Below are 21,040 nucleotides of genomic sequence, written 5' to 3' on the forward strand. Positions count from 1 at the left end.
CGCCGGGGCGGTGTTCCTACGACAGGTCGCCGACCACGGTGGCGGGGTCGCCGTCCACGGCGTTGGCGAGCTGCGGGACGAGCGCGTCCAGCGCGTACAGCAGGGCGTCGGGGCCGCTGTAGGACAACGCGCCGCCCAGTGGGGTGTCGAAGCTGGAGTAGAGGGTGCGGTCGGTCTTGACCACGTCCAGCCGGGCGAAGGCGGGCGAGGCCAGCATCGCCTTCTTGGTCGCGCCGTTGACGAACAGCACGTCCTTGTCGATGAGGTCGAGCCGTTCCTCGCTGAGCTCGTTCGCGACCTCCTGGGTGCCGAACCCGAGCGCGTCGAACAGCGCGCGGCGCGGGTCCTTGGCCGGGAGGATCCAGTGCTGGCCCTTGTCCGGGCCGAAGTCGACCGCCATGACCTTGCCCGCGAACTCGGGGTGCGCCTTCTTGGCCTCCTCGATCCTCGCCTTGACCTTGTCGACCAGTGCCCGGGCCTCGGCGTTCTTGCCGAGGGCCTTGCCGGTGGTCAGCGTCTGCACGTCCCAGGGCGTCTGCTCGTCGGGATGGTCGGCCGACTGCACGACCGTCGGGGCGATCGACGACAGCTTCTCGTACGTCTCCTTGGTGATCACCTCGTAGAAGGCGAGGATCAGGTCGGGGCGCTCCTTGGCGATGGCCTCGAAGTTCAGCTCGGCGGAGAAGGCGGGCAGGGGCTTGCCGTTCAGCTTCGGCTTGACCCAGGGGTAGGTCGCGTACTCGTCGAACCACGCCCGCGTGCTGACCGGGACCACGCCGAGGGACAGCGCGAAGTCCTGGTCGTTCCAGCCGACGGTGACGACCCGCTGCGGCTGGGCCGGGACGGTCGTGGAACCGAACTTGTGCTCGATCGAGACGGGGAAGGCCGCGTTGCCCGGCGAGGAGGCCGCCGGCTTCCGCTCGGGCGCCGGGGAGCCGCACGCCGCCAGCGCGAAGGCTCCCGCCACCATTGCCGCGACGAACCGTGAACGGAGGAAGGGGACGCCGGCTTTCATCGTGCTCCTCGGAAGTTCTTGAACTTTCTATTAGGTTAGCATTACCTAATTATTTTGGGACGAGCCGTCTTGCCGAATCTGGACGACCACATCGCCGCCCGAGATCTCCAGGTGATCCGCAAGCGGCTTCAAGGGTGCCCGTGGACCCTCCGAAGGGGCATCACGTGTCCCGGGCGCGATCACGAGGCCGGGCCGGAGCACGGTTACGGACGGCTCTTACGGTGCTTTTAGGTGCGTTGATGGATGGTTGTCGCATTACGTACCTATCGGGAGGAAGAACGATGGCACCTGAGCCGGATCGATTCAGCTCCGCGGAGACACTGGCGAACGAACCGCTCAGGCGCCGCCTTCCCCGCTCCCTGCTGCTCGCCGCCACCACCGCGCTCGTCGTGATCACGGGCGCCGGCGTCGCGGGCGCGGCGGCGTTCTCGCCCTCACCGGCCCCGACACCCACGGCCGCCCCCACGCCCCCGACGGCGAGCCCGCCCGGGGCGCCCTCCGAGAAGATGCCCGGACAGCATCGGGGCCGGGGCCACCGGATGGGTCCGGGCGGTCCCGCCCTCCACGGCGAGTTCGTCGTACCCGACGGCAAGGGCGTCTACGTGACCGTCGCCACCCAGTACGGCGACGTCACCGCCGTCGACCAGGACTCGATCACGGTCAGGAGCGAGGACGGCCACACCAGGGAGTACGTGATCGACGGCGACACCCGGATCGGCCGGGGCGGCCCCGGTACCGGACCTGACACCGGGACCGGGACCGGGACTGACACGATCAAGACCGGCCAGAAGGTCCGGGTCACGGCGACGGTGAACGCCGGGACGGCCACCGCCGTGATGATCCGCGACGCGGCCGGGCGCGACCGGCACGGCATGCGCGGGGAGCGGGACGGCCGGCACCACGGCCACCGGCCCGGCGGGCCCCCGGCCGCACCTCCGGCCCCCCCGCCCGCGCCCGCGGTCCCGTCCGCTCCAGGGGCCCCGACCGCACCGGCCTCTCCGCCCGTACCCGCCACCCCGCCGGCACCCGTCACCCCGCCCGCCCCGGAATCCTGACGCATCCCGGCATCCTGTACGCGCCCCGGCCGACCCGCCCGGCTTCCTGAACCGCCGGGCACGGGCACCGCGACGGAGCCGCCCGGGGGCGTCCTCAGGCGACCCAGTTCGGGCGCCGGTCGGCCGACGGGATCGGCAGGCCGGCGGCGAGCGTGGCGGCCATGCGGTGCACGGCCTCGCGCAGGGTGTCCGGGGGCATCGCGTACGGGATGCGCAGACGCTGCTCGAAGACGCCCGGCTCGCCGGCGAAGTAGGCGCCGCCCTCGATCCGCACCCCGTGGTCCATGGCCCGCTCGGCCAGCGCCGAGGCGACGGGCTCGCCCAGGTCGACCCAGAGGGACAGGCCGCCGGGCGGGGTCCGCCAGGTCCACCGCGGGACGCGCTCGGACAGGGCTGCGACCAGGGCCGCACGCTGCTCGTGCACGCGCTCCAGACGTTCCGGAAGCAGCTCCGCCTCCCGGCCCAGCAGGTCCAGGGCCAGGAGCTGGTCCAGGACCGAGCCGCCCAGGTCGGTCGCGATGCGCTGGCCGGCCAGTTCGGTGACGAGACGCGACGGGGCGCGCAGCCATCCGACGCGCAGGCCGCCCCAGTGGGTCTTGCTCATCGAGCCGACGGTGATGACCTGCCCGGCCCCGCCGGGTTCGGCGTACGAGGCGAAGGACCGCGGCGCGGGGACGTCGAGGGCCAGGTCTGCCAGCGTCTCGTCGACGACCAGCCAGGTGCCGGAACGCTGGGCGGCGCGCAGGACGCGGGTGCGCTCGTGACCGGGCATGAGCAGGCCGGTCGGGTTGTGGAAGTCGGGGATCAGGTAGGCCAGCCGGGGAACCACCTGCCGCAGGGTGGACTCGACGATCTCGACGTCCCAGCCGTCGTCGGTCATCGGGACCGGCACGACGCGCAGCCGGGCACGGCGCAGGGCCTCCAGGGCGTTCGGATAGGACGGGTTCTCGGTCATGACCCGGTCGCCGGGGCTGCACAGCAGCCCCAGGACGAGCGTGAGGGCGTGCTGCGCGCCGGAGGTGACCAGGACCTGTTCGGGCACGGTGGGCAGGCCCCGCCGGATGAAACGCTCGGCGACGGCGGCGCGCAGCTCCGGAAGCCCGTAGGGGTGGTAGCCGGGGGTGTGCGCGTGCTCGGCCAGCCGGGGCGTGACCCGGTGCAGGGCGTCGGCGAGCACCCGCTCCGGCAGCCCGGGAGCCGCCCTGGCCAGGTCGATCGTCGTGTCCGGGGGCGCGAGGCGCCGGGTGACGTCCCTGGGGGCGGCACCCTCGGGCAGGGCCGTCCAGGTGCCCGAACCCTGGCGGCTACGCGCGTGACCGCTCTCGCGCAGCAGGTCGTACGCGGCGGTGACGGTGGCCCTGCTGATGTTCAGGGCGGCGGCCAGCTCCCGCTCGGCCGGGAGCCTGACGTGCAGCGCGATCCGCCCGTCCAGGATCAGCGCGCTGATCGCCTGGGCCAGGTGGCGGTAGGCCGGTCGCGATCCCGCCGCGTCGGGCAGCAGGGCGGCGAGCTGCAGGCTCCCCAGGACGCGGCCGGTGCGGCCCGTCCCCTCCGGGGGCCGGGGCGGGTTCGAGCCGGCCATGCCACTCCTCGGAAATTGGCCATGTTCTCCAGGCCGGTCACCGTACCAGGATCGCCTCCATCGGCCCGAGACACGTCCGCCTGGAGGCGACCGGCATGAAGCAGGAGATCACCGACCGTCACGAGCGCGCCTTTCCGCGCCGTCACGAGAGACGTCCCACGGCCGGGCCGGCACCGTCCGCGCGCCCGCCCGTCCCGCCCCTCACCTACGTCCCCCTCGGCGAGCGCCCGCTGGGACGCCTCTGCCGGCTGTTCACCGGCCTGGCCCTGTACGGGTTCAGCCTCTCGCTGTTGCTCCGGGCCTCGCTGGGCGTCAACCCCTGGAGCGTGCTGTACGAGGGCCTGGGGCATCACGTTCCCCTGAGTTTCGGCACGATCAGCGCCGCCGTCGGGGCCCTGGTGCTCCTGCTGTGGATCCCCCTGCGGCAGAGGCCGACGTTCGGCACCTTCGCCAACATCGCCGTCCTGGCGACGTCCTCGGACCTGGGTCTCTGGCTCGTCCCGGCGCACCTCGGCCTGCCGGGACGGATCGGCCTGCTGGCCGGGGGCGTCCTGCTCAACGGGTTCGCCATGGCCCTCTACGTCGGCGCGCGCTTCGGGCCCGGACCCCGCGACGGGCTGATGACCGGCACGGCCGCCGTGACCGGGCGCTCCATCCGGCTCGTCCGCACGCTGATCGAGCTCACCGTGCTCACCGCGGGCTGGCTCCTCGGGGGGAAGGCGGGCGCCGGCACCGTCCTGTACGCGCTCGCGGTCGGCCCGGTCGCCCAGTTCTTCCTGCCCTGGTTCGCCTACCACGCCGACGACCGGCCCGCGCGTCCCCCGGCCGCGCGGGAGAACGGCGAGGGCGAGGGCGGGGGCGGCGAGGCCGGCCGGCGACGGACCGGTGCCCTCACCGGGTGACGCCGGCACCGGCGCGGCGAAGCCCCGCTCCGGCCCGCCGACGCCGTCTCGCCGAGGCGCCCCACGAGCGGGGCACCTCGACGGCCGTCACCGGACACCGTTCACCGGCGCCCGGTGCCGTCAGGAGCGGCGGCCGAACCAGCGGCGGGTCCTCGCGGGCACGGCGGCCCCCTTGGACGCGGTCCCGGACGTGCTCGCGGACGTGGCGAATCCCTCCTGGGGCGGGACGGTCGGGGAGCACGCGTCCAGGGCGGCCATGCCGGGGAACGGGTCGGCGTGGCCGAGGACGTACGGGAAGGTTCCCGCTCGCGACCGGACGGGCAGGGGTCGTCACACGACCGGGCCCGGGCACGCGTCCCGCCGGAGGTTCCGGCCCCCTCACACCGGGACCGTCTCGCAGCGGGAACGCCGGCGTCCGGCCGATCGGGTACAGCGGCCGTCACGCCGGGAACGAGGACGGCCGTCACGCGGGCCCCGCCACGGACGCCCCGGAACGCCTCGCGGACGTGACGGGTCAACCGCGCAGGCGGGTCAACGACCGAGGGGTCAGGTTCCGGGCGAGTTCCTCCAGGAGCGCGACGATCTCGGCGACCCGTCGCGGGTCGTCGGTGTCCAGGGCCGCCGCCAGTGCGGCGTCGACGGACGCCGACCTCACCGCCTCCACCCGGCCCGAGGGTTCGGGTGCGGGCCGGATGAGGAGCCGGCGCCGGTCACGGGGATCGGGCGCGGTGACGACGGCCCCGACCTCGCGGAGCCGGGCCACCGCACCCGACACCGCGCTCTGCGGCAGGCCGGTCCGCGTGGCGATCTCGCCGATCGCGCTTCCCGGATGCGCACGCACGTCACCGACCACGATCAGGACCGTCCGGACACCGGCGGGCTGGCCGCCGGCCCCGTCCAGGGGCAGCGCCTCCTCGCCGATCTTCATCAGGGTCCGGCCCAGCAGGAACAGCTCGACTCCGTCCACACGACCAAAAATACATCAGATCGAATGCATCAAAATTGATATATCTAATTTGATGATTTACCGTGGGTCCCGTCGGTCGGCAGATCCCGTCGGCGAGAGGACATGGGATGACCACTGTGATCACGGACACGCTGCGCGTACCCGGAGCCACGCTCCACTACGAGGTCCGCGGGACCGGACCGCTGCTTCTGATCTCCCAGAGCGGTGAGGGCGACGCCGGACGCAGCACCGACCTGGTCGACCGGCTCGCGGACGACCACACGGTGGTCACCTACGACCGCCGCGGGCTCTCCCGCAGCACGCCGGACGACCCTGCACGAGGGGTCACGATCGCCGAGCACGCCGAGGATGTGCGCCACCTGCTGGCCACGCTCACCGACGAACCGGTCCTGATGCTCGGCTGCAGTCTCGGCGCCCTCATCGGCCTGCACGTGGCCGTCCGCCACCCTGGGCGGATCGGCACGCTGGTGGCCCACGAGCCGGTCGCGCCCTTCCTGCTGCCCGCGGCCGAGCGTGCGCGGCACGAGCGCGAGCTCGCCGACGTCCAGCGGATCTACCGCCGCGACGGGCTGGAGGCCGCCCTGAGGGCCGTCGCCGAAGTCCTGGGCATCGACCCCGCCGACCCCGCCGCGGAACCCGGCCTGACCCCGCAGCCGATGACACCGCGGCGGATCGCCGACTTCGCCTTCTTCATCGAGCACGACGTCGCCGCCGTCATCGGCGACACGCTGCCGGTGTCCGCGCTGAGGGACACGACCACCCGTGTCGTGCCCGCCGTGGGCCGCACCACCCCGCCAGGGGTGTTCGACCGCCACTGCGCCGAGGAACTGGCCGCTCTCCTCGGCACCGGGATCGCCGAGTTCCCCGGTGGCCACAACGGCAACACCTCCCACCCCCGGGCGTACGCCTCGCGCCTGCGTGAGATCCTGCGCGCTCCGGCGAGCGTGCCCGGCGGCGGGTCGAACGGGGGCTCAGGCGATACGGCGCCGTCGCCGGCCGGTCGACGGGGAGCGGCGCAGCACCGGCGACCGTGACGGCCGGAGCGGCGGACCGTCGCCGGTGGCCGCGACGACCGGAGGGCGTGAGGTCCTATGCTGTGCGACCATGCGTCTTCTCCCCTCCGGCGCGGCCTCCCCGCGGCCCCGCCGGCGCCCGCCGGCGGGGCCGGTGCGACAGGCCGTGCCGGTGGCCGCGTGCATCGCTCTTCTGACGGCCGGAACCACCCTGCCCGCCGAGGCCGCACCGGCCGCGCCGCCCGGGAGCGCGCTGCTGAGGTCGGGCAGGCTGGTGACCGCCCCCTGCCAGGAGCCGCCGATCGTCGACCGGGGCATCCCCAGGACCCGCGAGTACCTGACGACGGTCCTGGGATGCCTGGGCAGGTCGTGGTCGGCGCACTTCGCCCGCGCCGGACTGCGCTTCCGCACGCCCGTGGTCCGCTTCTACGAGGAGCCCGCGCGGCGCGTCTGCGGGCTGCCGTGGCCGTCCGGCGCGGCGGCCTTCTACTGCACCGAACGGGCCACGCTGGTGTTCCCGCTCACCGGCGCCTGGATCGAGGACCGGACCGACCTGTACCCCCTGAAGGTGGCGGCCCACGAGTACGGCCACCACCTGCAGAGCCTGACCGGCGTCAGGGCCGCCTACGAGGCCCGCGCCCGGTCCGACCGCGCCCACCGTGCCGAGCTGGGCCGCCGTTACGAACTGCAGGCGGACTGCCTGTCCGGGGTGTTCCTGGGCAGCGTACGGCGCTCCCTGCCGCGCACCGGAGAAGAGTGGGAGGCACTGCACGACGCCCTCCGCGCCACCGGCGACGAGGGCGGACGCCACACGCACGGCGTCGGCGCCAACCGGCTCCGCTGGTTCAAGCGCGGCCACGCCGCGGTCTCCCCCGCCGCCTGCGACACCTGGACCGCCGCACCGTCCCTGGTGTCCTGACCCGGACGACCACCACCGCGACCACGCCGGCCGCACCGACCACACCCGATCGCCCGGACAACGGAACCGACGACAGGAGCGATGCCAGGACAGGCTGCCACGCGAAGAGCGTGAGAGGCCGGATCAGTCCCCGCGGCGCGCGAGGAGGTGCGCCTGCGGGAAGCCCCGTACCGGGTCCTCGCCCGGGGCGACGACCAGCCGGGCCACCTCGGTGAACCCGGCCCCGGACAGCAGCCCGGCCACCCGGTCGGGCGAGTACCGGTAGGCGAGGCACACCCTGTGGTCGAACGCCTCCGCCGTCCCGGTGGGGTGGTCGTACCCCTGGAAGGCGAGCAGCAGGAGCCCTCCGGGGGCGAGCGCGCGGCGGAACTCGGCGAACGTGCCGGGGAGCCGCTCGGGCGGGGTGTGGATGATCGAGTAGTTGGCGAGGATCCCGGCGAGGGAGGCGTCCTCCACCTCAAGGGCCTGCATCCGCCCCACCTCGAAGCGGAGCCCCGGATGGGCGGCGCGGGCGAGCGCGATCATCTCCGGCGACAGGTCGACGCCGAAGGCGGTGACGTCCAGGGAACGCAGGTACGCGGTGACATGCCCGGGACCGCACCCCACGTCCGCCACCCGGCCGCCGCCGGCGGCCCGCACCATCCGGGCGAAGACGGGGATCATCGCGTTGTCCAGCGGGTTCTCGGGGAAACGCGCGCCGACGAGCTCGGCATAGGGGACGGCGGCGTCGTCGTAGCCGGCTCGGGTGGCGGTGAGGAAGTCCGGTTCGGTCATGGGCGGCCATCGTAGGGGTCGTGGAGCGGGGCCGCACGGGCACCCGGTCACCGGTACGGCTGCCACCTGACCGTCCGGTCGCGGGCCTTGAAGCTGCGCATCCGGTGCTCCCACTGCGCCCGGACACCCGGGTTGCTGCGCAGCACGGGCAGGACGCTGGTCACCAGCTTCAGCTCGCGCAGCCGGCGCAGGACCGGGAAGCCCGGCCAGCGGGTGACGTCGAAGCCGTAGCCCTCGGCGAGCGGGGTGTGCTCGTCCCAGGGATAGTCCATCCGCAGCCGGCCGACCGCCACCGGGACGAGGTCCCACTCGCGCGGGCCGATCGCCGTACCGTCGAAGTCGCAGAGCACCGGCCCGGCGGGGCCCGCGATGACGTTGCCGGTGAACGCGTCGCCGTGGACGAGTCCCGCGGGCAGCGCGCACTGCAGTCCGGCGAGCCGCTCCTCGATCTCGTCGCACTCGTCGAGCAGGAAGCCCCGGTCGTGCGGGGAGAGCTCCTCGGGTTCGGCGAGCCTCTGGCGGACCTCGGCCATCGGGGCCCACGGCGGCACGTCGGGCGGCGGGTCGGGCAGCGCGTGCAGCCGCCCGAGCAGGACGGCCAGCTCCGCGCCGCCGGGGCGCGGGCCCACGTGCGGGACCCGCTCCCAGAGGGTCACCAGGTGGCCGTCCACCCGGAGCGGCTGCTCGCACCCCTCCAGCAGCCGTACGGCGGGGAAGTCGTGGCCGGCCAGCCAGCGGGCGACGCTCACCACGGTCGGCACCCGGGAGCGGGCGGCCGAGGAGCCGGCGATGCGCACCACGACGGGCTCGCGTTCGAGGCGGAAGACCGCGTTGTTGGTGAACTTGATCAGTTCCGCGTCGCCGGGGACGAGCCCCGCCCGCTCGCAGGCCGAGGCGAGCAGGGAGCCGAGCCGTTCACGGGTGAGGCCGCCGGCGGGGCCGGTGGTCGTCGTCATGCCGCGCGCACCGCCGAGATGCGCCGGGCCAGGTCCTGGGCGTCGCCGTGCGGCCGCATCATGGCGACCGCCTGCAGCGGCGCGAGGCGGTCGGCGATCCGCGCCGAGCGGATCCGGGTCGCCAGCGCCACGGCCTCGTGGCCGTTGGCGACCCCGGCGGTCATGTCGCCCGCCCTGAGCCGCACGGTCGCCAGCGCGGTCAGCTCGAAGGCCCTGCTCCTGGCCATGTCCGGGTCACGCCCGCCGAGTGCCCGGGTGAGGAACCCCTCGGCGACGCCGAGATGGCCGTCGCGGTGGCCCTCGGGGTGGGTCTGGGCGAGGTCGGCGTGGACCATGCCGGTGGTGGCGTCGAGGTCGGCGGAGCCGAAGAAGCTCACCCAGGCCGGGGAGTCCCGGTCGTGGGCGCGCGCCAGCTCGTCCCCGGCCCGGCTGATCGACTTGAGGGCGAGCTCGGCGTCGCCCAGCAGGGCGTAGGCCCACGCCTCGTTGGCGAAGAGCATGGCCACGGTCCGCTCGCAGCCGGCGTCCTGCGCGCAGATCTGCCCGAGCTGGAAGAACCGCAGCGCGTCCAGGATCCGGGCGCGGTGCAGGTGGACGCGGCCCATCCGGTACAGGACGTTGGCAGCCAGCGAGGAGCTGCGGGCGTACTTGGCCTGTTCGAGGGCGCGGGCCAGGTGGCCGGTGGCCGAGCCGTACAGGCCGGCGTCGAAGGAGGTCCAGCCGGCCAGGTTGTGCTGGTCGGCCAGCGCCCGGTGGAGCCTCAGGGTGACCGACTCCGGGCAGGAGGCGCCCAGCAGCCGCTGCGACCAGGCGAGCTGCGCCACCACGGCGTCGCGGCAGACCCCGCCGCCGTACCGGTAGTCCAGGGCGCGCAGCGCGCGGGTCACGCTCTCGACCTGCTCGACGTCGGCCATGCCGATGCGGTGCGGGACGGGGGTCTCGGTGCGGGGCAGCGGTTCGCCCCACCCGCCGGCGTCCCCGGCCGCCGCGCCGATCGTCACCTGGGCGGCGTGCGCGAGCAGGCGGCGCACCTGCTCGTCCAGTGCCGCGGGATCGTCGCCCCGGCCGGTCCCGTCACCCGCCTCACGGCCGTCTCCCCCACCGGCTCCGCCCGCGCCTTCCCCGCCTCCGCCCGCGTCCCCACCGGTTCCACCGCCGTCTCCTCCGCCGGTCCGCGTGGTCGCGCCGGAGTCGTCGTAGGCCAGGCCCATGTAACCGCGCGGGATGCCCAAGCCGTCGGCGATGCGCGCCAGCACCTCGTACGCCATCACCTGACGGCCCTTGAGGATCTCGGAGATCTCCGACTGGGACTGCGCCGTGAGCGCGGCGATACGGCGCTGGGACACGCCGATCCGCTGCAGCGAGCGGTAGACGGTGGCCATGTCGCGGACCGCCAGCGCCTCGCGCATCCGCGGTCGTTCCCAGAGCGCGCCGTCGATCTCCTGCACGTTCGCACCGCCGACGTTCATGCCCACCTCTCCGTGCCTCTGCGCCTCCGCGCCTCCGCGCGCCTCCCGTGCCTGCGCGTGCCTGCGCGCGGCCGGGATCACCTGACGCAAAGGTAACCGGCGTCCCGGCGGCGCCGAGGCGTATCGGGGCGAACGATCACCCAAGCCGATCGGTCCCGCCCGTCACCCCGGCGATTGGCGGAGGGTATAGGTTCCGCGACTCTCCGTGCGCCCGCGCCCTCCTCCATGATGGGTGCCCCAGACCGGCGCCCGGCCGGATCGGCGCGGACCCGGTGCCCTACTCGATGGGAGCCACGATGCCCGCCGAGCCCGCTCCAGCACTGGACACCGGCGCGTGCACCGGAGCCGGTGGCCGCTTCCGGACGACCGTCTGGTGCCTGCCCCCGGGCAACGCCGCCCGCCGGGCCCGCGAGCTGCTCCGGGGCCTGCTGTCCCGGCCGCCCTTCGCCGCGGACGAGGTCGCGGACCTGGAGGTCGTCGTCACCGAGCTCGCCACCAACGCCGCCGGCCACGCCCCCGGCCCGTACGAGCTGCGCGTCCTGTACGACCGCGGTCCCGGCCACCACGCGCACGGACCGGACGCGCACGGACCCGGCGGCCACGGACCGGACGCACGAGGCCCCGGCGGCCACGCGCACGGCCCCGGCGGGCACGCGCACGAACCCGGCGGCCACGGACACGGGCTGCCGGTCAGGGTGGAGGTGGTCGACGCCGGCGGCGGGGCGCCGCTGATCGAGCGTCTCCTGCGCCGCCCGTTCTCCGCCCCGGAGGAGGTGGAGGAGCTGGAGCTCGGCGGGCGGGGCCTTCGGATCGTCGGCGAGTTCACCGCCGGCCGGTGCGGGGCGCGCCGGACCCGATTGTGCGGCACCGGCCGGCTCGGGACCGGCGTCTGGTTCGACCTGCCGGCACACCCCCCTCACCTCTGAGACGCCCTCCGCGGACACACCGCCCCGACCCGTGGGACGTCCCCGCGTGCGCGCCGCCCGCACGGCGGGCCCCTGCCGCAGGCCCGCTTCGACGCCCCCGCCCGCCTCGTGGTATCAATTGAATGACCGGATAAGAACATACGGTCAAACTTTTGAGAACGGTGGGGGTCGTGAAGCCGGAGAACAGGAGGGCGGGGCGCCCTCCGCAGGACGCCGCGCACCGGCTCGCCCGCGCGCACCGCATCCTGGACGCCACCGCCGAGCTCGTCCTGCGCTGGGGATACGACAAGACCACCGTCGAGGACATCGCCCGGCGGGCCGAGGTCGCCAAGGGCACGATCTACCTGCACTGGAAGACGCGCGAGGAGCTGTTCTCCGCGCTGCTGCGCCGCGAGCGGGTCGAGATGATCACCGAGGTGCGCCGGCGGATCGAGGACGGTCCCGGCACGCTCCACGGCCTGCTCGCGCTGCTCGCCGCCGAGCTGCTGAGCAGGCCCCTGACGCGGGCGAGCCTCCTGGGCGACTCGGAGGTGCTGGGCGCGCTCACCCGCCGCAAGCGGGAGAGCACGGCGGCCGCCGAACTGGGCGGCGACTTCCAGACCTACCTCGGCACGTTGCGCGAGCACGGCGCGCTGCGGAGCGACCTGTCGCCCGCCGAGCAGGTGACCACGCTCGTCTCCGTGCTGTACGGATTCCTGATCGTCGCCCAGATGATGCCGCCCGAGTACCGCCCGTCCGACGAGCGGCTGGCGGAGCTGCTCGCCGACGCCGGCAGCCGGGCGCTGGCACCGGCCGGGCCGGTCCCGGCCGGTGCCGCCCGCACGGCGGCGCGGGCCACCCTGGCCTACGTCGACGCCGCCGTGGAGACCGCGCAGCGGAAACTGCGCGTCTCCCTCGGAACCGAGGAGAGCACGCAGTGAGGATCCTCCCCCTTGACGACGAGACGGCCGACCTCGCCCTGACCGGGGGCAAGGGGGCCTCGCTGGCGCGGATGGCCCGCGCGGGCCTGCCGGTCCCCGGCGGGTTCCACGTCACCACCGAGGCCTACCGCGACTTCGTCGCGCGCGACGGCCTGAACGAGCAGATCATGGAGGCCGTCTCCGGCATGTCCCCGGAGCGGGCGTCACGGCGCGTCGCGGAGCTGTTCGCCGGGCGGGAGCTGCCCCCCGGGCTCGTCGCCGAGATCCGCGCGGCCCACGCCGCGCTCGGTGACGACGTGCCGGTCGCCGTACGGTCGTCGGCCACCGCCGAGGACCTGCCCGAGATGTCGTTCGCCGGGCAGCAGGACTCCTACCTCAACATCCGCGGCGACGCCCTGCCGGACGCGGTCAGGCGTTGCTGGGCCTCGCTCTGGACCGCCCGCGCCATCGCCTACCGGGTCTCGAACGGCGTCCCGCACGACGACGTCGCCCTGGCCGTGGTGGTCCAGGAGCTCGTGGACGCCGACGCGTCGGGCATCCTGTTCACCGCGGACCCGATGACGGGGGCCCGCGACCAGGTGGTGATCAACGCCTCCTGGGGGTTGGGCGAGGCCGTCGTGGGCGGGCAGGTCACACCCGACGCCGTCGTCGCGACCATGCCGCGGGGCGAGGTCGTCGAGGAGCGGATCGGCGACAAGACCGTCATGACGGTCCGCGCGCCCGGCGGCACCCGCGAGGAGCCGGTCCCCGAGGGACTGCGGCGCCGCCCCGTGCTCGACCGGGCCCAGATCGCGCGCCTGGCGGAGATCGCGGCGCGGATCGAGGAGCTCTACGGGACGGCCATGGACGTGGAGTGGGCCAGGCGCGCGGAGACGTTCCTCGTCCTGCAGGCGCGCCCGATCACGCGGCTCGGCCGGCAGGTCGAGGAGTGGAACGACAGCCTGGCCGGCGACTGTCTGTGGACCTCCGCCAACCTCGGCGAGGCCATCCCCGACGTGATGACGCCGTGCACGTGGTCGCTGGTGCAGATCTTCATCGGGGAGGCCATGTCGTCGTCCCGGCTGCCGGGTTTCAAGGTGGTGGGCAACATCGGCGGCCGGTTCTACATGAACCTGAGCGTCGCGTTCTCGGTGGCCCGCGCGATGGGCATGAGCCGCAGGCTCGGCGCGATCGAGCAGGTCTTCGGCAGGCTGCCGGCCGGCCTGGAGGTGCCGCTGCTGCCCGTCTCGCGCCTGCGGATCATCCGGAGCGTGCTGCCGCTCGCCGTCACCGTGCGCAGGCGGGTCGCGGCCGGCACCCGCAGGATGCCGGGTTTCCTGGCCACGGCACGGCGGCGCTGCGAGGCGCTGCGCGAGCGGGCGTCCACCGCCGCGACCACCGGCGAGCTGGTCGCGCTCTGGGAGTCGGAGCTGCTGCCGTTCTTCGTCGAGGCCTGCCGGGTGATGGAGGCCGCCGGGCGCCAGGGAGGGACCGCCCTGGTCATGACCCGCCAGAGGCTGTACAGGCTGGCCGGGAAGAGGGACGCCGAGGCCATGCTCACCGGGTCGGGCGACGACGGGGAGCTGGCCAGCCTCGGCACGATCGTCGGCCTGGAGCGGCTCGCCGCCGGGGAGATCGACCGGGAGACCTTCGCCCGCCTGTACGGGCACCGCGGCACGCACGAGTTCGAGGTCTCCCTCCCCCGGCCCGGGGAGGACCCGGACTGGATCGACGCGCAGCTCGCGGCCCTCTCCGCCGACGGCGGGCGTACCGCCCTGCTGTTCGAGCGCAGGCGCGAGGCGCGTGACGCGGCCTGGAAGCGCTTCGCGGAGCGCCACCCCCGCAAGGCGGCCCGGACCCGCGAGCGCCTGGCGCGGTGGAACACGATCGTCCGTGACCGGGAGACGTCCCGCTCGGAGGTGATCCGCGCCTTCTGGGCACTGCGCGCCTTCGTGCTGCGCGCCGGCGAGCTCACCGGCCACGGCGAGGATCTGTTCTTCCTGTCGATCCAGGAGATCCTCGCCGTGCTGCGCGGCGACGGCTCGCCCCTGGCGAAGGTCGGCGTGCGCCGGGCGACCTACGAGCGGTATGCGGCGCTGCCCGCCTACCCCACGGTCATCGTCGGCGGGTTCGACCCGGTCCGCTGGGCCGCCGACCCCGACCGGCGCCGCGACCTCTTCGACGCCCGGGGTCGCGTCACCCCGGTGAGCGAGACGGTGACCGGTTTTCCCGGCTCCCCCGGCGTCGTCGAGGGTGTGGCCCGCGTCATCGCCGGCCCCGAGGACGGCCACCGGCTCGCGCCCGGCGAGATCCTGGTGACGACGCTGACCAACATCGGCTGGACGCCGATGTTCCCCCGCGCCGCCGCCGTGGTGACCGACATGGGCGCCCCGCTGTCGCACGCCTCGATCGTCGCCCGCGAGCTGGGCATCCCGGCGGTGGTCGGCACCGGGAACGCGACCGCGCGCCTGCGCGACGGCGACCGGATCAGGGTCGACGGCGAGCGCGGCACGGTCGAGGTGCTGGCGCCGTAGACCGGGCCGCCCTGAGAGGACCGGGCCGCCCTGAGAAGCCGGTACGGGACCGGGCCGCCACGCGGGGGCCGGCGGCCCGCTCCCGTACCGGTGGCGTCCGTGGCCCGGCCGGGCGGGGGTGACGGCGTCCCGGGCACGAACGCTCCCGCGCACGGTCCGAATAATCGGAGGCGCGGGAGCAACTTCGTTTGTTACCTTCAGAGCGTCCCGCCGGACGAGGTCCGGTGACGAGCATGGAGGAAGCCATGGCAGCCCGGGATTCGACACCGGGCCATCACGTCGCACCGGCCGCTTCGGCCCGGTGACGATCGCGGCCGACGCCTGAACGGCGGTCGGCCCGCCCCGTGGTGCCCGGTGATGTCGCGATCGTTTTCGATGCACACCGTAGGAGCCTCACGTTGTCACACGACAGCTCGTCCGCGTGGTACGCGGACTTCTTCACCGAACTTCCCAACGAGTTCTGGCGGCGCGCCGTGCCGCCGGAGGCCACCGAGGCCGAGGCCGACTTCGTCGAACGCCACCTCGGCCTGAGGCCCGCCTCCCGCGTCCTGGACTCGCCCTGCGGCAGCGGGCGGCACACGCTGGCGCTCGCCGCGCGCGGCCACCGGCTGACCGGCGTGGACATCTCGGCCGAGGCCATCGGGTACGCCCGGAGGGCCGCGGCCGAGGCCGGGCTCGACGTCGCGCTCCACCTCGCCGACATGCGGGACGTCCCGCGCGACGGCTCGTTCGACGCCGCCCTCTGCATGGGCAACAGCTTCGGCTACCTGGACCTCGCGGGCACCCGCGAGTTCGTCGCCGCCCTGGCCGCGGCGGTGCGGCCCGGCGGCGGCCTGGTGGTGGACTTCAACGCCACCGCCGAGTCCGTCCTGCCGGGGTACCGGAGTGAACCACGCCGCATGGAGACGGGCGACATCGTCATGACGGGCACGGTCCGGTACGACACGGCCCGCAGCGTCCTGCTCAGCGAGTACCGCTTCAGCCGGGGCGCGGAGGTGTTCGAGTCCACCGCCCTGCACCACGTGTACACCAGCGCCCATCTGGGTCACCTGCTCACCGAGGGCGGGTTCACCGACGTCGAACGGTTCGGCGGGCCGGACGACGCGCCCTTCGAGGTCGGTTCGGGCCGGTTGATGCTGACCGCGCGCCGGGCCTGAGGCCCCGCCTCGGCCGGAGGGGCCGGGGCGGGGCACCGGACGCGGCGGGAGGCACCGGGGGCATCCCGGGCCCGCCGCGTCCGGGTCACCGCCGGGCGCGGCGGAAGTGAGAGGCGGAGGGTTCGGGGAAGGCCGTACCCCATGAGAGTCACACTGGTCCGCGGGGACATCACCGAGCAGGACGCCGACGCCGTCGTCAACGCCGCCAACTCCTCGCTGCTGGGCGGCGGCGGGGTCGACGGGGCCATCCACCGGCGCGGCGGTCCGGCGATCCTGAAGGAGTGCCGCGAGCTGCGCGCCTCCCGCTACGGCGGCGGGCTGCCCACGGGCCAGGCGGTGGCGACCACCGCGGGCGACCTGCCGGCCCGCTGGGTCATCCACACCGTCGGGCCGGTGTACTCCTCCACCGAGGACCGGTCGGACCTGCTCGCCTCCTGCTACCGGGAGTCCCTGCGCGTCGCCGACGAGCTCGGCGCCGCCGTCGTCGCCTTCCCCGCCGTGTCCGCCGGGATCTACGGCTGGCCCGTCGGCGACGCCGCCCGCATCGCGGTCGAGACCGTGCGCGCCACCGCGACGAAGGTGACCGACGTCCGGTTCGTCCTGTTCAACGCGGAAGCGTACGCCGCCTTCGAGCAGGCCCTCGGCGGTGGGGGGTCCGGGGAGTCCGAGGCCTCCTGAGATCCCCGGGTACGGGCATTCCCGGGCCCCGGGGAATGCCCGGCGCATCGGGGCGGGCTGGCGCCCCGGCGTCGGGGCCATTCACTCTCCGGTCACCGTCCGATCACCATTCGGCGTGTATACCCGGCGACCCGGAGAACCAGGAACCGCCATTGCCATGATGAATGGCCGTAGCCAGGGATTTGCTACGGACCGATTTCGTCCCCGGGGAATACCGGCCTCCCCGCCCGAGTCCGCCCGGCGCCTTCCGCCCCTGGTCGGCGCGGCCCTGACGGTCAGGCGGGCACGACGCCCCGGCACCCGCAGCACAAAACACCCGAACCGGATATTTCCATTAATTTCATCCCAGAGGTCTCCGTCAATCCCGGCAAAATTATCATGATCGGTCATGCCGCTATCTGTCCGTAGACTCCTCCCGTATCGTTGTGGCGTGACGGCAGAGAAGAGACGCCAGCACGACCAGGAGTTCCACAGCCGAAAGGGCCGGATCGCGAGGGAGACCCGGCGGCTCATCGCCCAGGTGGCGCGTGAGGCGGGGATCAGCGAGGACGCGCTGAGGGAATCGGTCCTCGACGAACTCGATGACCGGCGCCTCGCGACCGGACAGAGGGCCGGGCAGGAGACCGGGCCGGAGATCGAACAGGGGACCGGGCAGGAGACCGGGCCCGGATCCGGGACGGCGCCCCGCTCGCATCACGGCCCCGCCGAGCATCCGGGGCATCCGTCCCGTGAGCGGCCACCGGCCCCGCGCCCGATGGGGGGATGCGTCATCTGACAGGCCGCCGCGACCTCGGCGGAATCTCCGGAGCCCCCGGCGCCTCCCTGCCCGCGGCGGGAGACCACGATCCGGGAACGCCGGCGCGTCACGTTCGGCGCGCCCACCTACGAAGAAGGTTTCATGATCAGCATTCATGCCCTCGTCGGCATCGCGACGGTGGCCTTCGGGATGGTCATCTCACCCGGACCCAACATGATCTACCTGGTCTCCAGGACCCTCACGCAGGGACGCCGGGCCGGATTCATCTCGCTGCTCGGCGTCGCGGCCGGGTTCTTCGTCTACATGGCCGCGACGGCGGCGGGGATCTCCACGATCTTCGCCCTGGTCCCCCAGCTGTTCACCGCGATCAAGATCGCCGGAGCCGCGTACCTGCTCTGGCTGGCCTGGCAGGCCGTGCGCCCCGGCGGGCAGTCGGTCTTCACCCCCAGGGACCTGCCCGCGGACCCGCCGCGCAAGCTCTTCACGATGGGGCTGGTCACCAACCTCCTCAATCCCAAGATCGCCATTCTCTACATCTCGCTGCTCCCGCAGTTCGTGGACCCCGAGCGCGGCAACGTCGCGGCGCAGAGCCTCATCCTGGGGCTCACCCAGATCTGCGTGGCCCTGACCATCAACGGCGTCATCGTGCTCACCGCCGGGTCCGTGGCCACCTTCCTGACCGGACGGCCGCTCTGGCTCCGCGTCCAGCGTTACCTGATGGGCACGATCCTGGCCGGGCTCGCCCTCAGCATCGCCGCCGACCGCTGACCCGCCGCCGTCCCCGCCGGCACCACTGACCCCACTGGCCCTGGTCCCACTGGCCCCACCGTCCTCGCCGGCCCGCGCCGGGCGCCCCGTCCGGGTGCCCGGCGCTACGACATCTAGCGGCCTGGCCGCTTTAGGACTTCCTGAGGCAGTTGTCCCATCTTGCCGCAGTCAGCATCGTCTAGTCATGGATCTGGCGATCGCCGAAGCACGTCTCGCCTGACCGACTCGGGCACCGCTGACTGATGGGACCCCTTCGATGACATCCTCAATTCGGCTCACCCACCACCGCCTGGAGGACGGGACTCGTGATCTGCTCGGCAAGGAGATCACCGAACGCGTCACCGCGGCCGAGCTGGAACCGGACGCGGACGAGGCCATCCTCGCCCGTATCGGCGCGCAGGCGCTGAGCCGTTACCTGGCCGGGGAGATCCTGCACGGCATCCACATGTTCTCGGCGACGGCCTGCCACGCGCTGGTCCTGAACAACCTGCCCACCCAGAGGTTCCCGGCCACCCCGGTGAGCGGGTTCGGCACCGAGACCGAACTGGCCGTGACCAACGCCCTCCACCTCGGCCTGGTCCAGCTTCTCGGGATCACGCCGTTCGCGGTGAGCTACGAGAACGACGGGCGGCTGATCCGCAACGTGATCCCCAACCCGGCCGCGTCCGGCACCGCCAGCTCGTGGGGGTCGGACTCGGAGTTCTTCTGGCACACCGACAACCCCCACCTGCACTTCGGCGACGCGGGCGTGAACCCGCGCCTGTACGTGCCGCGTTACCTGACCTTCTACGCGGTACGCAACGAGGAGCGGGTGCCGACCGAGCTCGCGGCCATGGAGGACGCCGTCGGCCGGCTCGACGAGCTCACGCAGCGCCGGCTCCAGTCCCCCTCGTACGAGGTGAGTCCCCCCGCGTCGAACGACACGGGCGCGCCGGGAGCGCGCGCGCTGAACGACACCGCGCTGCTGGAGCAGAGCTCGGAGGGCCTGCGGGTCCGCTACGACCGCGGCACGACCAGGGGACGGACCGACGAGGCGGCCGCCGCGCTCGACGTCTGGTCCGCCACGCTGGCGAACACGCCGTCGAGGGAGCTCTGCCTGGAACCCGGAGATTTCATGATCTTCGACAACTACCGGGTCCTGCACCGCCGGCGGGCGTTCCGGCCGATGCCGCCCGAGAAGGCGCGCTGGCTGCGCCGCTGCTACGCGAGCTGACGACACAACCGAGGACATGGAGGATGCGAATGTTTCGAGTGGCGATGATCGGTGGCAGGCCCGCCCCGGTGACGGGTGCGAAGGAACTCGGGATCGACGTGGTGCTCGTCCACCAGGAGGGGCTGTACGACCCGGCGATCGCGGCGCACTGCGAGCGGATCGTGCACGCGCCCATCGACGACGGCCCGGCGATCCTCGAGATCCTGAGGCCGCTTCACGAGGAACGCCCCTTCGACCGGGTGCTCACCACCACCGAACCCGCGGGCGAGTCGACCGGGTACGTGGTGGACGCGCTGGGCCTGCCCGGGGTCACCGAGGCGACGGCCCGCGCCCTGAGGGACAAGACGCTGACCCGCGAGCTGCTCGCCGAGCACGACCTCAGCCCGGTGCGCTACCGGACGCTGCGCAGCGCCGAGGACGCCGTGGAGTTCCTGGAGTCGATCGGCGGCCCGATCGTCGTCAAGCCGATCGACGGCGCCGCCAGCCTGCACATCCACGTGGCCACGGGTGCCGACGAGGCGATCCTGGCGTGGAAGCACCTCCAGGAGGCGGGGATCTCGTCGGCGATCGGCGAGGAGTTCCTGGAGGGACCGGTCGTCAGCGTCGACTCCTTCTCGCACGCCGGGCGGCACCTGCCCATCGGGTACTCGGAGTACCGGATGAACGACCGTTTCGTCGAGTGGGAGGTCAGCACGCCCAGCCGGGTCGCCGTCCCCTACCTCGACCAGCTCCGCGAGCTGACCCCCAAGCTGCTCGACGCCGTCGGGCTCACCGAAGGCCCCTCCCACAGCGAGTTCGTCCTCACCCCGGACGGCCCGCGCGTCCTGGAGTCCCACGCCCGGCTGGCCGGGAGCGGTGCCCCCGAGCTGGTCAGGCGCGCCTTCGGCCTGGACCTCGCCAGGATGATGCTGACCGTCCCGCTGGGGATCGACGAGCTGCCCCTCACCTCCCCCGAACCGATCAGGGGCGCGGCCGTGAGGTTCTTCACCCCCGACCCCGGCAGGATCGCGTCGATCACCGTCGACGAGGACATCCCCGCCGTGGTCAGGCGCATGCCCCCGGGTGAGGTGCCGAACGTCTTCCTGCCCTACCTGGAGACGCTGCTGGACGTCGAGGTGGGGGCGGTCGTCATCAAGAACGAGGGCGACGAGGTGCCCCCGCTGCTGACGGTCGCCGACTGCACCTCCGGGTACGTCATCGCCTCCGGACGCGACGCCGCCGACGCGGTGGCCAGGTGCGACGAGGTCAACGACATGATCCGGTTCGAGATCACCTGACCGGGACGACCGGGGCCCGCGGCCCCGGAGGGTTCCGGCCGACCCCGTACGGCCGGGCGCCGTTCTCCTCCTTCCACGCGCCCGGCCGACCAGTCCTGAGAGGAAATCGATGACGGCCCTGCTCGTGCTGGAGGACGGACGTGTCTTCCACGGGACCTCCTACGGAGCCGAGGGGGAGA

The 21,040-nt window shown here is 73.5% G+C and carries 20 protein-coding genes; 13 read left to right on the forward strand and 7 right to left on the reverse strand.

What is annotated here, in order from left to right; all coding sequences use genetic code 11:
* Positions 1-16: 16 nt before the first annotated feature.
* Positions 17-1,015 carry an ABC transporter substrate-binding protein gene (locus tag AB0G16_RS32520; RefSeq protein ID WP_362813790.1) on the reverse strand — a complete coding sequence of 333 codons (999 nt, stop codon included), beginning with the start codon at positions 1,013-1,015 and terminating at the stop codon, positions 17-19.
* A gap of 281 nt (positions 1,016-1,296) precedes the next feature.
* On the opposite strand from AB0G16_RS32520, the gene AB0G16_RS32525 reads away from it, so the two are divergent.
* Positions 1,297-2,070, forward strand: coding sequence for a hypothetical protein (locus AB0G16_RS32525; protein WP_362813792.1), 774 nt, complete (start codon positions 1,297-1,299; stop codon positions 2,068-2,070).
* Positions 2,071-2,164: 94 nt separating this feature from the next.
* On the opposite strand, the gene AB0G16_RS32530 is transcribed toward AB0G16_RS32525, so the two are convergent.
* On the reverse strand, positions 2,165-3,652 hold the full coding sequence (locus AB0G16_RS32530) for a PLP-dependent aminotransferase family protein (protein ID WP_362813794.1): 1,488 nt from the start codon (positions 3,650-3,652) through the stop codon (positions 2,165-2,167).
* A 95-nt stretch (positions 3,653-3,747) separates the two neighbouring features.
* Here AB0G16_RS32530 and AB0G16_RS32535 point away from each other — a divergent pair, with 95 nt between their 5' ends.
* Positions 3,748-4,554: a hypothetical protein gene (locus AB0G16_RS32535; RefSeq protein WP_362813796.1), complete on the forward strand. Its 807-nt coding sequence runs from the start codon at positions 3,748-3,750 to the stop codon at positions 4,552-4,554.
* A gap of 120 nt (positions 4,555-4,674) precedes the next feature.
* Here the strand turns inward: AB0G16_RS32535 and AB0G16_RS32540 are convergent, their stop codons facing one another.
* Positions 4,675-4,812 (reverse strand): hypothetical protein, encoded by a 138-nt coding sequence (locus AB0G16_RS32540; protein WP_362813798.1) that lies wholly within the window; start codon positions 4,810-4,812, stop codon positions 4,675-4,677.
* Between the two features lie 256 nt (positions 4,813-5,068).
* The gene (locus AB0G16_RS32545) at positions 5,069-5,521 is read right to left on the reverse strand and encodes a helix-turn-helix domain-containing protein (RefSeq protein ID WP_362813800.1); all 453 of its coding nucleotides are present in this window, start codon (positions 5,519-5,521) and stop codon (positions 5,069-5,071) included.
* 107 nt (positions 5,522-5,628) lie between these two features.
* On the opposite strand from AB0G16_RS32545, the gene AB0G16_RS32550 reads away from it, so the two are divergent.
* Both AB0G16_RS32550 and AB0G16_RS32555 read left to right on the forward strand, forming a co-directional pair.
* Positions 5,629-6,555, forward strand: a complete 927-nt coding sequence (locus tag AB0G16_RS32550; protein ID WP_362813802.1) for an alpha/beta hydrolase — start codon at positions 5,629-5,631, stop codon at positions 6,553-6,555.
* A gap of 70 nt (positions 6,556-6,625) precedes the next feature.
* Complete coding sequence (locus tag AB0G16_RS32555) at positions 6,626-7,453, forward strand: neutral zinc metallopeptidase (protein ID WP_362813804.1); 828 nt, start codon at positions 6,626-6,628, stop codon at positions 7,451-7,453.
* A gap of 123 nt (positions 7,454-7,576) precedes the next feature.
* Here the strand turns inward: AB0G16_RS32555 and AB0G16_RS32560 are convergent, their stop codons facing one another.
* From AB0G16_RS32560 to AB0G16_RS32570, 3 genes are read right to left on the reverse strand one after another with little or no spacing between them, the layout of a single operon-like run.
* Positions 7,577-8,227: a class I SAM-dependent methyltransferase gene (locus tag AB0G16_RS32560; RefSeq protein WP_362813806.1), complete on the reverse strand. Its 651-nt coding sequence runs from the start codon at positions 8,225-8,227 to the stop codon at positions 7,577-7,579.
* A gap of 47 nt (positions 8,228-8,274) precedes the next feature.
* Complete coding sequence (locus AB0G16_RS32565; RefSeq protein WP_362813808.1) at positions 8,275-9,183, reverse strand: aminoglycoside phosphotransferase family protein; 909 nt, start codon at positions 9,181-9,183, stop codon at positions 8,275-8,277.
* Positions 9,180-10,733 (reverse strand): helix-turn-helix transcriptional regulator, encoded by a 1,554-nt coding sequence (locus AB0G16_RS32570; protein WP_362813810.1) that lies wholly within the window; start codon positions 10,731-10,733, stop codon positions 9,180-9,182. The genes AB0G16_RS32565 and AB0G16_RS32570 overlap by 4 nt, the downstream gene beginning before the upstream one ends.
* Before the next feature lie 215 nt (positions 10,734-10,948).
* Between AB0G16_RS32570 and AB0G16_RS32575 the strand changes: the two genes are divergently transcribed.
* The 9 genes from AB0G16_RS32575 (at position 10,949) to AB0G16_RS32615 (ending at position 20,861) form a co-directional block, all read left to right on the forward strand.
* Positions 10,949-11,578: a hypothetical protein gene (locus AB0G16_RS32575; RefSeq protein WP_362813812.1), complete on the forward strand. Its 630-nt coding sequence runs from the start codon at positions 10,949-10,951 to the stop codon at positions 11,576-11,578.
* A 170-nt stretch (positions 11,579-11,748) separates the two neighbouring features.
* Positions 11,749-12,498, forward strand: a complete 750-nt coding sequence (locus AB0G16_RS32580) for a helix-turn-helix domain-containing protein (RefSeq protein WP_362813814.1) — start codon at positions 11,749-11,751, stop codon at positions 12,496-12,498.
* The gene (locus tag AB0G16_RS32585) at positions 12,495-15,011 is read left to right on the forward strand and encodes a PEP/pyruvate-binding domain-containing protein (RefSeq protein ID WP_362813816.1); all 2,517 of its coding nucleotides are present in this window, start codon (positions 12,495-12,497) and stop codon (positions 15,009-15,011) included. Before AB0G16_RS32580 ends, AB0G16_RS32585 begins: the two co-directional genes overlap by 4 nt.
* A 398-nt stretch (positions 15,012-15,409) precedes the next feature.
* On the forward strand, positions 15,410-16,168 hold the full coding sequence (locus AB0G16_RS32590; protein ID WP_362813818.1) for a class I SAM-dependent methyltransferase: 759 nt from the start codon (positions 15,410-15,412) through the stop codon (positions 16,166-16,168).
* A gap of 141 nt (positions 16,169-16,309) precedes the next feature.
* A complete protein-coding gene (locus AB0G16_RS32595; RefSeq protein WP_362813820.1) occupies positions 16,310-16,846 on the forward strand; it encodes an O-acetyl-ADP-ribose deacetylase in 537 nt (178 codons plus the stop codon).
* A gap of 430 nt (positions 16,847-17,276) precedes the next feature.
* On the forward strand, positions 17,277-17,621 hold the full coding sequence (locus AB0G16_RS32600; protein ID WP_362813823.1) for a hypothetical protein: 345 nt from the start codon (positions 17,277-17,279) through the stop codon (positions 17,619-17,621).
* A gap of 123 nt (positions 17,622-17,744) precedes the next feature.
* Complete coding sequence (locus tag AB0G16_RS32605) at positions 17,745-18,371, forward strand: LysE family translocator (RefSeq protein WP_362813825.1); 627 nt, start codon at positions 17,745-17,747, stop codon at positions 18,369-18,371.
* 256 nt (positions 18,372-18,627) lie between these two features.
* A complete protein-coding gene (locus AB0G16_RS32610; protein ID WP_362813827.1) occupies positions 18,628-19,584 on the forward strand; it encodes a TauD/TfdA family dioxygenase in 957 nt (318 codons plus the stop codon).
* Between the two features lie 23 nt (positions 19,585-19,607).
* Positions 19,608-20,861 carry an ATP-grasp domain-containing protein gene (locus tag AB0G16_RS32615; RefSeq protein ID WP_362813829.1) on the forward strand — a complete coding sequence of 418 codons (1,254 nt, stop codon included), beginning with the start codon at positions 19,608-19,610 and terminating at the stop codon, positions 20,859-20,861.
* The last annotated feature ends 179 nt before the right edge of the window (positions 20,862-21,040 follow it).

The sequence above is a fragment of the Streptosporangium sp. NPDC023615 genome, assembly GCF_040640155.1.
In the GTDB taxonomy this organism is placed as follows: Bacteria; Actinomycetota; Actinomycetes; order Streptosporangiales; family Streptosporangiaceae; genus Streptosporangium.

Bases quoted from the DNA above. Each gene is read 5' to 3' on its own strand.
- AB0G16_RS32520 (WP_362813790.1), bottom strand. From the start codon at position 1,015: ATGAAAGCCGGCGTCCCCTTCCTCCGTTCACGGTTCGTCGCGGCAATG.
- AB0G16_RS32525 (WP_362813792.1), top strand. From the start codon at position 1,297: ATGGCACCTGAGCCGGATCGATTCAGCTCCGCGGAGACACTGGCGAAC.
- AB0G16_RS32530 (WP_362813794.1), bottom strand. From the start codon at position 3,652: ATGGCCGGCTCGAACCCGCCCCGGCCCCCGGAGGGGACGGGCCGCACC.
- AB0G16_RS32535 (WP_362813796.1), top strand. From the start codon at position 3,748: ATGAAGCAGGAGATCACCGACCGTCACGAGCGCGCCTTTCCGCGCCGT.
- AB0G16_RS32540 (WP_362813798.1), bottom strand. From the start codon at position 4,812: ATGGCCGCCCTGGACGCGTGCTCCCCGACCGTCCCGCCCCAGGAGGGA.
- AB0G16_RS32550 (WP_362813802.1), top strand. From the start codon at position 5,629: ATGACCACTGTGATCACGGACACGCTGCGCGTACCCGGAGCCACGCTC.
- AB0G16_RS32555 (WP_362813804.1), top strand. From the start codon at position 6,626: ATGCGTCTTCTCCCCTCCGGCGCGGCCTCCCCGCGGCCCCGCCGGCGC.
- AB0G16_RS32560 (WP_362813806.1), bottom strand. From the start codon at position 8,227: ATGACCGAACCGGACTTCCTCACCGCCACCCGAGCCGGCTACGACGAC.
- AB0G16_RS32565 (WP_362813808.1), bottom strand. From the start codon at position 9,183: ATGACGACGACCACCGGCCCCGCCGGCGGCCTCACCCGTGAACGGCTC.
- AB0G16_RS32575 (WP_362813812.1), top strand. From the start codon at position 10,949: ATGCCCGCCGAGCCCGCTCCAGCACTGGACACCGGCGCGTGCACCGGA.
- AB0G16_RS32595 (WP_362813820.1), top strand. From the start codon at position 16,310: ATGAGAGTCACACTGGTCCGCGGGGACATCACCGAGCAGGACGCCGAC.
- AB0G16_RS32605 (WP_362813825.1), top strand. From the start codon at position 17,745: ATGATCAGCATTCATGCCCTCGTCGGCATCGCGACGGTGGCCTTCGGG.
- AB0G16_RS32610 (WP_362813827.1), top strand. From the start codon at position 18,628: ATGACATCCTCAATTCGGCTCACCCACCACCGCCTGGAGGACGGGACT.
- AB0G16_RS32615 (WP_362813829.1), top strand. From the start codon at position 19,608: ATGCGAATGTTTCGAGTGGCGATGATCGGTGGCAGGCCCGCCCCGGTG.